The sequence below is a fragment of the Spirillospora sp. CA-108201 genome (assembly GCF_050936235.1).
Taxonomy (GTDB): domain Bacteria; phylum Actinomycetota; class Actinomycetes; order Streptosporangiales; family Streptosporangiaceae; genus Spirillospora.
In genome coordinates this window covers 1,283,842-1,296,850 of sequence record NZ_JBNJNE010000001.1, presented here as the reverse complement: position 1 = coordinate 1,296,850, position 13,009 = coordinate 1,283,842, and the positions used below count along the sequence as shown (strand labels likewise).

13 protein-coding genes are annotated in these 13,009 nt (G+C 76.1%); 6 read left to right on the top strand and 7 right to left on the bottom strand.

Annotated elements, in window-relative coordinates:
- Nucleotides 1–40: 40 nt before the first annotated feature.
- A complete protein-coding gene (locus tag ACQEU6_RS06220; protein WP_499329629.1) occupies nt 41–1,099 on the bottom strand; it encodes an aminotransferase class V-fold PLP-dependent enzyme in 1,059 nt (352 codons plus the stop codon).
- 84 nt (nt 1,100–1,183) lie between these two features.
- On the opposite strand from ACQEU6_RS06220, the gene ACQEU6_RS06215 reads away from it, so the two are divergent.
- Nucleotides 1,184–2,080 carry a LysR family transcriptional regulator gene (locus tag ACQEU6_RS06215; RefSeq protein ID WP_499329628.1) on the top strand — a complete coding sequence of 299 codons (897 nt, stop codon included), beginning with the start codon at nt 1,184–1,186 and terminating at the stop codon, nt 2,078–2,080.
- A gap of 24 nt (nt 2,081–2,104) precedes the next feature.
- On the opposite strand, the gene ACQEU6_RS06210 is transcribed toward ACQEU6_RS06215, so the two are convergent.
- Nucleotides 2,105–2,881 carry an IclR family transcriptional regulator gene (locus tag ACQEU6_RS06210; protein WP_499329627.1) on the bottom strand — a complete coding sequence of 259 codons (777 nt, stop codon included), beginning with the start codon at nt 2,879–2,881 and terminating at the stop codon, nt 2,105–2,107.
- A gap of 61 nt (nt 2,882–2,942) precedes the next feature.
- On the opposite strand from ACQEU6_RS06210, the gene ACQEU6_RS06205 reads away from it, so the two are divergent.
- Entirely contained in the window at nt 2,943–4,319 is a 1,377-nt protein-coding gene (locus tag ACQEU6_RS06205) for a cytochrome P450 (protein WP_499329626.1), read from the top strand.
- A 15-nt stretch (nt 4,320–4,334) separates the two neighbouring features.
- Here the strand turns inward: ACQEU6_RS06205 and ACQEU6_RS06200 are convergent, their stop codons facing one another.
- Both ACQEU6_RS06200 and ACQEU6_RS06195 read right to left on the bottom strand, forming a co-directional pair.
- On the bottom strand, nt 4,335–4,706 hold the full coding sequence (locus tag ACQEU6_RS06200) for a VOC family protein (RefSeq protein ID WP_499329625.1): 372 nt from the start codon (nt 4,704–4,706) through the stop codon (nt 4,335–4,337).
- A 90-nt stretch (nt 4,707–4,796) separates the two neighbouring features.
- Complete coding sequence (locus tag ACQEU6_RS06195) at nt 4,797–5,762, bottom strand: helix-turn-helix transcriptional regulator (protein ID WP_499329624.1); 966 nt, start codon at nt 5,760–5,762, stop codon at nt 4,797–4,799.
- Between the two features lie 61 nt (nt 5,763–5,823).
- On the opposite strand from ACQEU6_RS06195, the gene ACQEU6_RS06190 reads away from it, so the two are divergent.
- Nucleotides 5,824–8,133 carry an ATP-binding cassette domain-containing protein gene (locus ACQEU6_RS06190; RefSeq protein ID WP_499329623.1) on the top strand — a complete coding sequence of 770 codons (2,310 nt, stop codon included), beginning with the start codon at nt 5,824–5,826 and terminating at the stop codon, nt 8,131–8,133.
- 53 nt (nt 8,134–8,186) lie between these two features.
- Here the strand turns inward: ACQEU6_RS06190 and ACQEU6_RS06185 are convergent, their stop codons facing one another.
- Complete coding sequence (locus tag ACQEU6_RS06185) at nt 8,187–8,657, bottom strand: PPOX class F420-dependent oxidoreductase (RefSeq protein ID WP_499329622.1); 471 nt, start codon at nt 8,655–8,657, stop codon at nt 8,187–8,189.
- 87 nt (nt 8,658–8,744) lie between these two features.
- Between ACQEU6_RS06185 and ACQEU6_RS06180 the strand changes: the two genes are divergently transcribed.
- Nucleotides 8,745–9,269 (top strand): pyridoxamine 5'-phosphate oxidase family protein, encoded by a 525-nt coding sequence (locus ACQEU6_RS06180; protein WP_499329621.1) that lies wholly within the window; start codon nt 8,745–8,747, stop codon nt 9,267–9,269.
- Nucleotides 9,270–9,857: 588 nt separating this feature from the next.
- Here the strand turns inward: ACQEU6_RS06180 and ACQEU6_RS06175 are convergent.
- A complete protein-coding gene (locus ACQEU6_RS06175) occupies nt 9,858–11,174 on the bottom strand; it encodes a hypothetical protein (RefSeq protein ID WP_499329620.1) in 1,317 nt (438 codons plus the stop codon).
- A gap of 3 nt (nt 11,175–11,177) precedes the next feature.
- Nucleotides 11,178–11,423 carry a cupredoxin domain-containing protein gene (locus ACQEU6_RS06170; protein WP_499329619.1) on the bottom strand — a complete coding sequence of 82 codons (246 nt, stop codon included), beginning with the start codon at nt 11,421–11,423 and terminating at the stop codon, nt 11,178–11,180.
- 53 nt (nt 11,424–11,476) lie between these two features.
- On the opposite strand from ACQEU6_RS06170, the gene ACQEU6_RS06165 reads away from it, so the two are divergent.
- Nucleotides 11,477–12,844, top strand: a complete 1,368-nt coding sequence (locus ACQEU6_RS06165) for a hypothetical protein (protein WP_499329618.1) — start codon at nt 11,477–11,479, stop codon at nt 12,842–12,844.
- Entirely contained in the window at nt 12,841–12,999 is a 159-nt protein-coding gene (locus ACQEU6_RS06160; protein ID WP_499329617.1) for a hypothetical protein, read from the top strand. Before ACQEU6_RS06165 ends, ACQEU6_RS06160 begins: the two co-directional genes overlap by 4 nt.
- Nucleotides 13,000–13,009: the final 10 nt, after the last annotated feature.

The following is a 13,009-nucleotide window of genomic DNA, read 5'->3' as shown; positions in this document are numbered from 1 at the left end:
AGGGCCGGTCAAGGCACCTTGTTCGAACCTTGTAAGAACTTCACCCGGCGGCGGGGACGAGCGGGGCGAGCAGCCCGACGGCCTTGTCGACGTCGGCCTCGGTGGTGCTGATGTGGAACGCGCAGCGCAGCCGCCCGGCGCGCACGGAGGCGATGACGCCGCCCCGGCGCAGCAGGTCGGCGGCGCCGTCCGGGACGGGCACCGACACGATCGCCGAGTCGCCCGGCGGGAGCCCGAGCCCGGCGGCGAAGCGGCGCGCCAGCGCGACGTCGTGGGCGTGGATCGCGGGGACCCCGACCTGTTCCAGCAGTTCCAGCGCGGGGGCGTGCCCGGCCCAGCACTGCCACGCCGGGGACAGGTCCAGGCGGCGGGCGCCGTCGGCCAGGCGCAGCGGCAGCCCGTAGATGGAGTCCCAGACGTCGGCGCCGGCGTACCAGCCGGCGCCGACGGCGGGCAGGGCGTCCAGGGCCTCGCGGGTGCCGGTCAGGAAGCAGGTGCCGCGCGGGCCGAGCAGCCACTTGTAGCCGCCGGCGACGAGCCAGTCGACGCGGTCGGCGGGCAGCGGCAGCCATCCGGCGGCCTGGGTGGCGTCCAGCAGTACGCGGGCGCCGTGCGCGCGGGCGGCCTCGACGATCTCGTCCATGGGGGCGATGCGGCCGTCGGCGGACTGGACCGCCGACACCGCGACCAGGCCGGTGCCCGCGCCGACGTGCTCGGCGATCCGCTCCAGCGGCGCCGACCGGACGCTCAGGTCCGGGCGGGCGGCGAACGGGAACAGCAGCGAGGTGAAGTCGCCGTCGGCGACGAGGACCTCGGCGCCGGCGGGCAGTGACGCGGCGACCAGCCCGGTGAAGTAGGACACCTGCGGGCCGCACGCGACCCGGTCCGCCGGGACGCCGAGCAGCCGCGCGAACGCCTCCCGGGAGCGGGTGACCGCCGCGTCCAGCGCGCCGGGCTCCAGCACCCCGGCGGCCCGGTCGCGCTCGGCGGCGAGCATCGCCTGGTGCGCCGCGCGCGGCGGCAGCCCGTAGGTGGCGGTGTTGAGGAAGGTGACGCCGGCGCCGAACTCGCGCTGCGCCTCCGGCAGGGAAAGGGCCATGTCCCGATCGTGGGGCACCGGCGCGCCATAGCGCAAAGTACGGTTTTCTTGGCGTCCCATCAGCGGTGTTGATACCTTGCGGCGATGCTGGACCTGCACCGGGGCCGGATCCTGCGCGAGGTGGCGCGGCTCGGGTCCATGACCGCCGCCGCCCGGTCCCTGGCCTACACCCAGCCCGCGGTGTCGCACCACATCGCCCGCCTGGAGGCCGAGGTCGGCACGCCGCTGGTCGTCCGGCACGGCCGGGGCGTGCGGCTGACCGAGGCGGGCCGGGTCCTGGTCGAGCACGTCGAGGACGTGCTGGCCCGGATGGGCGACGCCGAGGAGCGGATCGCCGCGATCGCCGGGCTGCGCGCCGGGCGGGTGCGGACGGCGGTGTTCCCCACGGCGGCGGGCGGGCTGATGCCGGGCGCCCTGGCCCGGCTGCGGACCCGCGCGCCGGGGGTGTCGGTCACACTGGTGGACGCCGAGCCGCCCGAGGCGCTGGCGCTGCTGCGCGCCGGGGAGGCCGACGTCGCGGTGGTGTTCCGGCACGCGTCGATGCCGCCCGAGACCGACGCGCGTTTCCGGGAGGTCGTGCTGTGCGACGACCCCCTGCGGCTGCTGGTCCCGGCCGCGCATCCGCTGGCGTCGGCGGAGCGGCCGCGGCTGGAGGACCTGGCCGGGGAGACGTGGGCGTCGGGCTGCGCGCGGTGCCGCGACCATCTGCGGTGGGCGTGCGCGAGAGCCGGGTTCACCCCCGACATCGCGTTCGCGACCGAGGACCATGTCGCGATCCAGCGGCTGGTCGCGCGGGGCCTGGCCGTGACGACGCTGCCGGGGCTGGCGCTCGGCCTGCACACCGAGCCGGGCGTGGCGCTCCCCGACGTGCGCGACGTCGGCAGCCGCCTCATCAGCGCGGTCGTCGCGGCGGGTCCGCGGCCGCCCGCGGTGGCGGCGCTGCTGGACGAGCTGGCCGCCGCCTCCGGCGCGCCGGGCTGACATGAGCGGCGGCGCGGGCGAGCGTCAGGACAGGAGACGGTGCAGGTCGGTGAGGCGGCCCGCCGCGGCGAGCACGGCCGCGGCCAGGGCGGGCATGCGGTCGTCGCCGAACCGCACCGAGGGGCCCTGCAGCGCGACGGCCGCGAACACGCGCCCGCCGCCGTCGCGGACCGGCGCGGCCACGGCGCGGACGCCGTCCAGCCGCTCCTCGTCGTTGAGGGAGTAGCCGCGCTCGCGGACGCCCCGCAGGTCGGCCTCCAGCTCGGCGCGCGTGGTGAGGGTCGCGGCGGTGTGGCGGGCGTACGGCTCGTCCATCGCGACGGGGTCGTCGTCGAAGGCCAGCAGGGCCTTGCCCATCGCGCACGTGTGGATCGGGTTGCGGTCGCCGGGCGGCTGGTCGTAGCGCAGCGGGTGGACCGACGGCAGGTGCAGCAGCACCGCGACCTCGTCGCCGGCGCGCACGCCGAGGCTGACCGACTCGCCGGTCCCGTCGCGCAGCGCGGTCAGTTCGGGCTGGAGCAGGGTCGCGCCCATCCGCTCCAGCGCCAGGCGGCCGAGGATGGCGGTGGTGGGGCCGAGGAAGTACCGCTCGGTCGCGGGGTCCTGGGCGAGCATCCCGGTGGTGTGCAGGGCGCGCACGATGCGGTGCGCGGTGCTGACCGACAGGCCGAGACGGTGCGCGATCTCGGTGGGGGTCTGCCGGACCGCGGCCTCGAAGGAGCGGAGCACCGCCACGGAGCGGTCCACCGTCTGCGTGCCGGGCTTGGGCTGGTGCGTCCCTTCCGCGTGGTCGTCCGTCACGGGTCCCATCCTCCCACCGCGTCCGACGGCGGGGCGGCGGGGGCGTGCGATAGTGGGGCGCGTGGCACCCGACACTCCGGTACGCGCGCCCCGTCCCCGCAAGGCCCGCACGGCGGGCGGGAAGGAGCGGGGCCCCTCGCCCTCGCTGACGGTCCGGCACGGGATCGGGTTCACGCGCAACCCGTGCGCGAGCCTGCTGCGCCTGCACGCCGAGGCGGGCCCGGTCGCGGTCGTCGGGACGCGCCGGATGCCGTTCGTGCACCTGTTCGGCCCCGACGCCAACGCGTTCGTGTTCGCCAACTCGGGCCTGTTCCGCTGGCGGGAGGCGTTCGACCTGCTGGTGCCGGTGAACGGGGAGACCGCGCTGATCGTCAGCGACGGCGCCGACCACCGGCGGCGGCGGCGCCTCGTCCAGCCGGCCTTCCACCACCGGCGCGTCGCCGGGTACGTGGCGCGGATGGCGGCCAACACCGACGCGGCGCTGGAGTCCTGGCGCCCCGGCCGGACGCTGGACGCCTACGCCGAGCTGCGCGCGGTGATCCGCCGCAGCACGGTGGAGGTGCTGTTCGGCGACCGGCTCGCCGCCGACAGCGAGGTGATCGGGCGGCGCCTGCAGGTCGCGCTCGCGGCCGTCGACCGCAACTTCGTGCTGCAGATGGTGCTGCGGTCGGTGCCCAACCCCTACATGCGGCGCGTCGCGGCGTCGCGCGCGCTGGTCGCGCGGCGGGTGGACGAGGAGATCGAGCGGCGGCTGCGCGAGGGCGGCGAGCACGACGACGTGCTGGGCATGCTGCTGGCCTCGCGCGACGAGGACGGCGCGGCCCTGACCCGCCAGGAGCTCCAGGACCAGGTCATCAGCCTCATCTCGGCCGGCTACGACACCACCAGCGCCGCGACGGCGTGGGCGGTGCACGCGCTGCTGGCCCATCCGGAGGCCGAGGAGCGGGCGCGGCGGGAGGTGGCCGAGGTGGTCGGCGACCGGCCCGTCGAGGCCGCCGACCTGCCCGCGCTGGAGTACCTGGACGGGGTGGTGAACGAGACGCTGCGGCTGTTCCCGCCCGCCGTGCTCAGCGCCCGCGTCCCGGTCGAGGACTTCTCCTACGGCGGGCACCGGGTCCCGGCGGGGGCGATGGTGTTCTACTCCCCGTTCGTCACCCACCGGATGCCGGAGGTGTGGCCGCAGGCGGGGCGGTTCCGGCCCGAGCGGTGGGACCGGTCCTCGGCGCTGTACCGTCCAACCACGCCCGCGACGTACCTGCCGTTCGGCGGCGGGCCGCACCGCTGCATCGGATCGACGCTGGCGACGGTGGAGATCAAGACGATGCTGGCGTGCCTGCTGCGCCGCACGCGGCTGTCGCTGGTCTCCCCCGCCGCCACGCCGACGAGCGTGACCGCGATGCGCCCCCGCGGCGGCGTTCCCGTGCGGGTGCTCGGCTAGGTCCGGGCGCCGCGGCTACTGCTGGCGGAGGCAGACGCAGAAGGGGTGCCCGGCCGGGTCGGTCAGGACGCGCCAGCGGTCGCCGCCCGGCTGGAAGTCGGGCTTGGCGCCGCCGAGGCCGGTGACGGTCTCCTCGGCCTTGTCCAGGTCGTCCACATAGAAGTCGAGGTGGAACTGCTGGGGCCGCTCCCCCTCGGGCCACGTGGGCGGCTGGTGGCCGGGGACGCCCTGGAAGTAGACGTCCACACCGCCCGGCAGCTTGACTGCGGAGGCCTCGGGTGTGTCGTAGGTGACCTCGCCTCCGGTCACCGCCGCGTAGAAAGCGGCGAGCACGGGCGGCTCCGGGCAGTCGAGGTTGACGGCGATGAACTCCGCGATACCGGGCATCTATGGGCTCCTTCGTGGTCGGTGTGCCTCCAGGCTTCCAGAGGAAGCTGACATCTCCTGTCAGGTACGGCGGAACTCGCGGGCGGTGCGTCAGCGGGCGGCGCGGGCCAGGCGCTCGGCCATGGCCGCCACGCGCTCGCGCAGTTCGGCCGGCTCGCGGATCTCGAAGTCGATGTCGAGGTAGGCGATGCGCAGCGCCGTCCACTCCAGGGAGTCGGGGGAGGTGCGCAGCACGCAGGTGCGGTCGTCGACCGGCTCGACCTCGCCCTCGGTGACGCGGAACCGGTCGGCGAGTTCCCGCGCGGACGCGTGCACGAGCAGCTCCGCCCGCGTCGCCGGCTGCGACCCCGCCATGGAGCGGGTGACGAACTCGGCCGTGCCGGGGGCGGGCAGTTCGCGCGGTGCGACGCGCACGCCGGTCGGCAGCGGGGCGGACACGCGGTCGACGCGGAAGATCCGCCAGTCGTCGCGGTCGGCGTCGAACGCGACCAGGTACCAGCGCCGCCCCGCCGACACCAGGCCGTGCGGCTCGACCAGGCGCCGGGTCTCCCGGTCGCCGGCGCCTGGCCGAACCGCGCGGTAGGCGAAGCGGACGCGCTCGTGGTCGCGGCACGCCGCGGCCAGCACCGTCAGGGTCTCGGGCGCGGCGACCGGCCCGGCGGGCGGGGAGCCCAGGGTGGTGGTGGCGGCGTGCAGGGCGGTGACGCGGCGCCGCAGCCGCGCGGGCAGGACCTGTTCGAGCTTGGCCAGGGCGCGCACGGACGCCTCGCCGATGCCCTCGACCGCTCCCCCGGTGGCGGCGCGCAGCCCGACGGCGATCGCGACGGCCTCCTCGTCGTCCAGCAGCAGCGGCGGCATCGCGGCGCCGGCCTCCAGGACGTAGCCGCCGGCCGCGCCGAGCGTGGCGTGCACCGGGTAGCCGAGGCCGCGCAGCCGCTCGATGTCGCGGCGGACGGTCCGGGGGCTGACCGACAGGCGCTCGCACAGTTCCGGCCCGCTCCACTCCCGGCGGGTCTGCAGCAGCGACAGCAGGCGCAGCAGGCGTTCGGACGACATGTCCCCAGTATGCGGCGAATGCGGCCAGGTTCTGGCCTCTTTGCCGCCTAGCGTGCGGGGCATGAACGGGGACCACATCGTCATCACCGGCGCCAGGAACAACAATCTCAAGGACGTCTCGCTGCGCATCCCCAAGGACCGGCTCGTGGTGTTCACCGGGGTGTCGGGGTCGGGCAAGTCGTCGATCGTGTTCGGGACGGTCGCGGCGGAGTCGCAGCGGCAGCTGAACGAGACGCTCAGCTGGTTCGCCCGCGACCGGATGCCGCGCCGCGAGCGGCCCGACGCCGACGTCATCGACCGCCTCGCGCCCGCGGTCGTGGTCGACCAGCGGCCGATCGGCGGCAACGCCCGCTCCACGGTCGGCACCATCACCGACATCTCCCCCGTCCTGCGGGTCCTGTTCTCCCGGCACGGCACGCCCAGCGCCGGGGAGGCCGCCGCCTACTCCTTCAACGACCCGCGCGGCATGTGCCCCGAGTGCGACGGCCTCGGGCACGTCGCGCGGGTGGACCTGGACCGGTTCCTGGACACCGGGCGTTCGCTGAACGAGGGCGCGGTCGACTTCCCGCCGTTCGGCGTGGGGACGTTCGTGTGGCAGCTTTACGCCGAGTCGGGCCTGTTCGACCCCGACAAGCCGCTGCGGGACTTCACCTCCGAGGAGTGGGACCTGCTCCTGCACGGCAAGGGGTTCCGGGTGCCGCGCCGCAACCGGACCGGGTCGATGGGCCACAACGCCTACGAGGGCGTGATCGAGCGGTTCGAGCGCCTTTACCTTCGGCGGGACCTGGCGTCCCTGCCGCCCAAGGTGCGCGACGCGGCCCGCCGCGTGGTGCGCGAGCGGACCTGCCCGGCGTGCGGCGGGGCGCGGCTCAACGCGGCGGCGCTGGCCTCGCGCATCGGCGGCAGGTCCATCGCCGAGCTGTCCCGGATGGAGGTCGGCGACCTGGTCGCCGCGCTCGGCGAGATCACCGACCCGGTCGCCGCGCGGGTCGCCGGGGAGGCCGCCGCGCGGCTGCGGCGACTCCAGGACATCGGCCTGTCCTACCTGTCGCTGGACCGGCCGACCCTGACGCTGTCGGGCGGGGAGGCGCAGCGGCTCAAGGTCGTCCGGCACCTGGGGTCCAGCCTGACCGGGATGACCTACATCTTCGACGAGCCCAGCGCGGGCCTGCACCCCCGCGACGTCGACCGGCTGAACGCGCTGCTGCTGCGGCTGCGCGACAAGGGCAACACCGTGCTGGTGGTCGAGCACGACCCGGCCGTGATCGCCATCGCCGACCACGTCGTCGACATGGGGCCCGGCGCGGGCGCGCGCGGCGGCGAGGTCGTGTTCGCCGGCACGGTCGCGGGGCTGCGCGGCGCCGCGACGCCGACCGGGCGGGCGCTGGACCGCGCGGCGCCGGTCAAGGCCGCGTTCCGGGAGCCGGGCGGATGGCTGGCGGTGACCGGCGCCCGCGCCCGCAATCTCAAGGACGTGACGGTGCGGTTCCCCACGGGCGTGCTCACGGCGGTCACCGGCGTGGCCGGGTCGGGCAAGAGCACCCTGGTCATGGACGAGTTCGCCGCACGGCACCCCGGCGCGGTCGTGGTGGACCAGTCGGCGATCGCGGCGTCGCGCCGCTCCAGTCCCGCCACCTTCGTCGGCGCGATGGACCCGCTGCGCCGGCTGTTCGCGCGGGTGAGCGGCGCGCCCGCGGCGCTGTTCAGCCACAACTCCAAGGGCGCGTGCCCCGGATGCGACGGCAACGGCGTCATCGTCACCGACCTGGCGTTCATGGACCCGGTCACCACCACGTGCGAGGCGTGCCGGGGCGGCCGGTACCGCCGCGAGGTCCTCGCGCACACGCTGCGCGGCCGCACGATCGTCGACGTCCTGGCGATGACCGCCGAGGAGGCTCTGGCCTTCTTCTCCGAGCCCGCCGGGGACGCCGACCCGGCCGAACGCGCGATCGCCGCGCGGCTGCGCGGCCTCACCGGCGTGGGGCTCGGCTACATGACGCTGGGGCGGCCGCTGGGCTCGCTGTCGGGCGGCGAGCGCCAGCGCATCAAGCTGGCGACCCGGCTGCACCGCGGGGGCGCCGTCTACGTGCTGGACGAGCCCACGACGGGCCTGCACATGTCCGACGTCGGTGCGCTGCTGGCGCTGCTGGACCGGATGGTGGACGAGGGCGGGACCGTCATCGTCGTGGAGCACGACCCGCAGGTGGTCAAGCACGCCGACTGGGTGGTCGACCTCGGGCCCGGCGGAGGCCGGCACGGCGGCGAGGTCGTGTTCGCCGGCACCCCCGCCGCGCTGCTGGAGGCGCCGTCGTCGGTCACGGCCGAGTTCCTGCGCCGCGGCCTGCCCGGGCGGGCCGCGGCGCGCCGCTAGTTGCCGGGCGCGCCGCTAGTTGCCGGGCGCGCCGCTAGTTGCCGGGCGCGCCGCTAGTTGCCGGGGGCGAGGCGGGCGGGGAACCCGCCGGTCGCGATCGGCCCCCACCGCTCGACGGTGACGCGGATCAGCGACTTGTCCTGGCGGCGCATCGCCTCGCGGTACTCGTCCCAGTCGGGGTGCTCCCCGGCGATGCAGCGGTAGTAGTCGACGAGCGCGTCGGCGGCCTCGGGCATGTCGATGACCTCGGCGGTGCCGTCGACCTGCACGTAGGGGCCGTTGAAGTCGTCGGACAGGACGCACACCGACACGCGCGGGTCGCGGCGGGCGTTGCGGGCCTTGGCCCGCTCGGGGTAGGTGGAGACGACGATGCGGCCCTGGTCGTCGAGGCCGCACGTCACCGGCGACATCTGGGGCCGCCCGTCGGAGCGGGCGGTGGACAGCAGCGCGTGGTGGCGGGGACGCAGGAACTCCAGCAGTTCGGAGCGGTCGACGCGGTTCGCGGTGGCGATCGAAGGAGCCATGGACGCAACTCTAGGAAGCGGGCGCCGATGAGTTCGCGGCCGCCCCGCCGTCTACCTCTCAAAGAGCGGTTCACCAAGGAGGCGACGATGAGCGACCGCGATCCCGTCGAGGCGCGCGACCTCGACATCTACGGCGCCGGCGCGCTGGCGTGGGACGGTGTGCGCGACGCGCTGGAGGCGGCGCTGCCCAAGGCCGAGACGCCGGTGTTCCTCGGCACGGTCCGCCCGGACGGGCGCCCGCACTCGGCGGGCGTCGGCGCGCTGTGGCACGACGGGGACCTGTACGTGGTCAGCGGGCCGGGCACGCGCAAGTCCCGGAACCTGGCGGCGAACCCGGCGTGCACGGTCTCGGTGCGCACCCCGGTCGGGGACGTGGTGCTGGAGGGCGAGGCGGAGCGCGTGAGCGACCCGGCGGTCCTGGAGGCGGTCGCGGCCGGGTACCGGGACGGCGGGTGGCCGGCGCGGGTGGCCGGCGAGGCGTTCACCGCCCCCTACAGCGCCCAGAGCGCGGGGCCGCCGCCGTGGCACCTCTACCGGATCGTGTTCCACACGGTGTTCACGGTGGGCACGGTCGAGCCGTACGGCGCGATGCGGTGGAGTTTCGCGCGCTGACCACCGCGCTGACCCGGTGGCGTGCGGGCTGCCGGGGCGTGTCGACTTTGGTCTACGGCCGGTGGCCGTTCGGGCGTCGAGGCCCGGCGCGGGGGCCGGGGAGACTGGCGGCATGGCAGGGGGCATCTCGCTGAGCGCGCGTCCGCGGGCCGCTGGAGGCTCGTCCACGGCGGCCGCAGGCTGGAGGTCGAGACCGAGCGCGCCGGCTGGGACCACGCGGCGCGCCTGTACGCCGACGGTGAGAGGCTGGCGGAGGCGACGGGGTTCCCGAAGGTCACGCTGCGCTGCGGGGAGCTGGAGGTCGTGGCCGCGTTCGACGTCATGGGCCTGGTGAGCGGGCAGGCCGCGCGCTGCGCGCTGCGCGTGCCCGGGCAGGGCGAAGACGGCGGGTCGGCCGAGGACGCGGAGGCGGCCCGGGAGCCGGTGGCGTTCGAGCCTCCGGCGGGGTCGCGGGCGGCGCGGCGGGAGGCGTTCGCGCGGGCGCATCCGGAGCTGTACGCCTCCCGCCATGTCGCGGCGGCGAAGGTCGCGGTGCCGGTCCTGATCGCGGTGGGGGTGGCGGTCGGGGAGGTCCGGCGGCGCAGGCGGTCAGCCGCTCAGCAGGGCGAACAGGCCGGCGCAGGTGAGCGCGACCATGACGGCCGCGATGGGCGCCTGCCGCCGCGCGGCCGGGCCGGGGCCGCGCAGGGCGAGGTCGTGCGCGGCGATGGTGCCGGCGATGTGGCCGAGGACGATGGCGTTGACCTGGACCTGCGCGATGAGGGTGGGGCCGGCGAGGTCGTAGTCGACGCGGTTGCCGGTGGAGCCGAGCAGGTTCAGGCCCGTCCCGAAGGGGTCGCTGGCGAGGATGACCGTGGTCTGGCCTTCCAGGACGAAGAACGAGAAGTAGTGGGCGAGGGTGTAGCCGAGGGCGATCGGCAGGAGGGTCGCGGCGAACCGGGCGGGCGCGGACCGGGAGTGCGGGAGGGCGGCCGGGTTCTGGCGGGTCGGCCGCGCGCTGAGCCGCAGCGCCGCGACGTAGAGCAGCGCGACGGCGCCGACGGCGGCTGCGAGGCCTAGGGTTCCGGCGGTGACGCTGGAGGGGTCGACGTTGTCGCGCCAGTAGGTGGTGCGGGTGATGCCGTCGAACCCGGTCGAGCCGATCAGCACGCAGGCGGTCGCGGTGAGGCCCGGTTCGGGGTCGTCCTTCATCAGGCCGGTGAGGGGGGTGCGCAGGACGAGGGCGCCGTCGCCGCGCCGCCCGATCGGGCACAGGCGGGCCAGCAGGCTGGAGTAGGCCTCGCACCCGTCGCCGCGCGTGAACCAGTCGCGGCCGTACCACCAGGCGGGGGCCAGGTTGGCGGCGGCGTAGGCGAGGATGAGGGCGCCGACCAGGCGCGGGTCGGAGCGGTGCGGGGCGACCAGTTCCAGCCAGACGAATCCGGTGAGCCAGGCGGCGGCAGGCCAGAGGCCGAGCCGGGCGGGCAGGGCGCGGCGTCCCGTCGGCGGGGTGCGGGTGGCGCGGTAGAGCGCGGCGTGCAGGGTTCTCAGCGGGTTGACGCGCCGCCACACGGGTCCGAGCAGGACGCTGGCGGGGACCAGGCCCACCCAGAACGTCACGAACAGCGCCCACGGCGCGAGGTTGCGGGCGTCGGAGGCGGGTCCGGCGAACGCGACGGCGACGACCAGGGCGGCCGCGGCCAGCGCGAGGGCGCGTCCGGCCGCGGTGAGGGCGGGGGCGTCGAGCGCGCGGGCGAGGGCGGGTGGCAGCGGGCGCCCGGCGTCCGGGTGGAGCCGGGGCCGTTTCCATGCGGCGGTGAGGGCGAGGAAGGAGGCGGCGACGGCCAGGCCGCCGCCGGCGATGGCGGCGACGGCGTCCAGCGGCAGGTCGGTGCGGCCGCCGAGGCCGTGGGCGAGGACGTGCACGGGTCACCCGACCTGGAGTTCGAGGACGCGGGCGCCGGAGTGGTGCAGTTCGGCCTCGAACACGCCCGGGGTGCCGGCGGTGAACCGCAGGGTGGCCGCCTGCCCGGGGCGGAGCTCCAGTTCGCGGTCGTAGCCGTGCAGGTGGAACTCGTCCGCGGTGTCGCCGGTGACGGTGATCTCGACGGCGACGCCGCGCGGGACCTTCACGCGGCGCTGCGCGGTGCGCGGCTTCCCGCCGGTCACGGTCACGGCGATCCGGACGGCGGCGGGCGGGGCGCTGGACCGCGCGTCCGGCGGGCGGCGTGCTGCTGGCCGGCGCCGGGTTCTACGCGCTGCTGGGGTTCCCCCTCGACGACGTGTGGCACCGCATCTTCGGGCAGGACGTGACGCTGTGGGGTCCGACGCACCTGATGCTGATCGGCGGGGCGGGCCTGTCGCTGGTGGCGATGATGGTGCTGGAGCGGGAGGGCCGCCGCGCCGCCGGGGACGCGGAGCAGCCGCCGGGGTGGCTGCGGTACGTGCGGCGCTGCATGCACGCGGGCGGGCTTCTGATCGGGTTGTCGGTGTTCCAGGCCGAGTACGACTTCGGGGTGCCGCAGTTCCGGCTCGTCCACCAGCCGCTGCTGATCGCGCTGGCGGCGGGCTGCGCGCTCGTCGCGGCGCGGTTGTGGGCGGGGCGCGGCGGCGCGGTGTTCGCCGTGGTGTTCTACATGCTGGTGCGCGGCGGGGTGTCGGTCCTGGTCGGCGGGGTGATCGGGGAGCTGTGGGCGGCGGTGCCGCTGTACTTCGCCGAGGCGGTGTGCGTCGAGGCGGCGGCGCTGGTGCTGGCGCGGCGGCCGCTGGCGCTGGGCGCGGTGTCGGGCGTGCTGATCGGCACGGCGGGGTTCCGCGCCGAGTACGCCTACGGGCAGGTGGCGTTCCGGCTGCCGTGGACGCCGGACATCGCGGTCGAGGGCATGGCGATGGCCGTGGCGGGCGGTGTCGCGGGCGGCGTGTGCGGAGCGCTGCTGGCCGAGGGGCTGCACGGGCGGGCGCCGCGGCCGGCGGCGGCGCGCGGGCTGTTCGCGGCGGCGATCCTGGCGGTGGCGGCGGCGGTCGCCAACGGGCTGGTCTTCTCGGTCCCGCAGGGCCGCACCGCCACGGTCACCCTCACCGGCGTCCGCGGCGACGCCTCGCACCGCACCGCCGAGGCCCGCGTCGAGTTCTCCCCTGCCGGCGCCATCGACGGCCCGGCCTGGGTGACGGTGACGGGCTGGCAGGGGCAGGGCCTGCACGTCGACCGGCTGGTGAGGGTGCGCGAGGGCGTCTACCGGACGACCGAGCCGATGCCGCTGCACGGCGAGTGGAAGACGCTGGTGCGCGTCCACGACGGGCGGACGCTGGCGGGCGTCCCGGTGTACCTGCCCGACGACCCGGCGATCGGCGCGAAGGAGCTGCCCGCTCCGCCGCGCTTCACCCGGGACCTGCGGGGCGAGCGGACGATCCTGCAGCGGGAGCTGAAGACGGACGTGCCGGGCTGGCTGTGGGCGGCGTGCTCGGCGGTGGTGCTCCTGTGCACGCTGGTGCTGTCGCTGGGCTGGGGCGTGGCGCGGATCGCGCGGCGGCTCCCGGACCGCCCCGGGCCCGCCGGGGCGGCCCGGGGCGGTCCGCGCGCGAGGGCGGGCGCGTGACGGCCGCCGAGGGGGTGCTGGCGTCCCATCCGATCATCACGGCGGTGCCGTTCTTCGTGCCGACGTTCGTGGTGGTCGCGGTGATCGTCTTCGTGGTGTGGCGGGACCGCCGCCGCGGCGAGGACCCGCCGGACGAGCCGCCGGACGCCCCGTAGACTCTGTGAT

Excerpts from the sequence above, each read along its gene's own strand:
- ACQEU6_RS06180 (WP_499329621.1), top strand. The coding sequence starts at position 8,745 with ATGAGCGACCGCGATCCCGTCGAGGCGCGCGACCTCGACATCTACGGC.
- ACQEU6_RS06220 (WP_499329629.1), bottom strand. The coding sequence starts at position 1,099 with ATGGCCCTTTCCCTGCCGGAGGCGCAGCGCGAGTTCGGCGCCGGCGTC.
- ACQEU6_RS06195 (WP_499329624.1), bottom strand. The coding sequence starts at position 5,762 with ATGTCGTCCGAACGCCTGCTGCGCCTGCTGTCGCTGCTGCAGACCCGC.
- ACQEU6_RS06185 (WP_499329622.1), bottom strand. The coding sequence starts at position 8,657 with ATGGCTCCTTCGATCGCCACCGCGAACCGCGTCGACCGCTCCGAACTG.
- ACQEU6_RS06190 (WP_499329623.1), top strand. The coding sequence starts at position 5,824 with ATGAACGGGGACCACATCGTCATCACCGGCGCCAGGAACAACAATCTC.
- ACQEU6_RS06215 (WP_499329628.1), top strand. The coding sequence starts at position 1,184 with ATGCTGGACCTGCACCGGGGCCGGATCCTGCGCGAGGTGGCGCGGCTC.
- ACQEU6_RS06200 (WP_499329625.1), bottom strand. The coding sequence starts at position 4,706 with ATGCCCGGTATCGCGGAGTTCATCGCCGTCAACCTCGACTGCCCGGAG.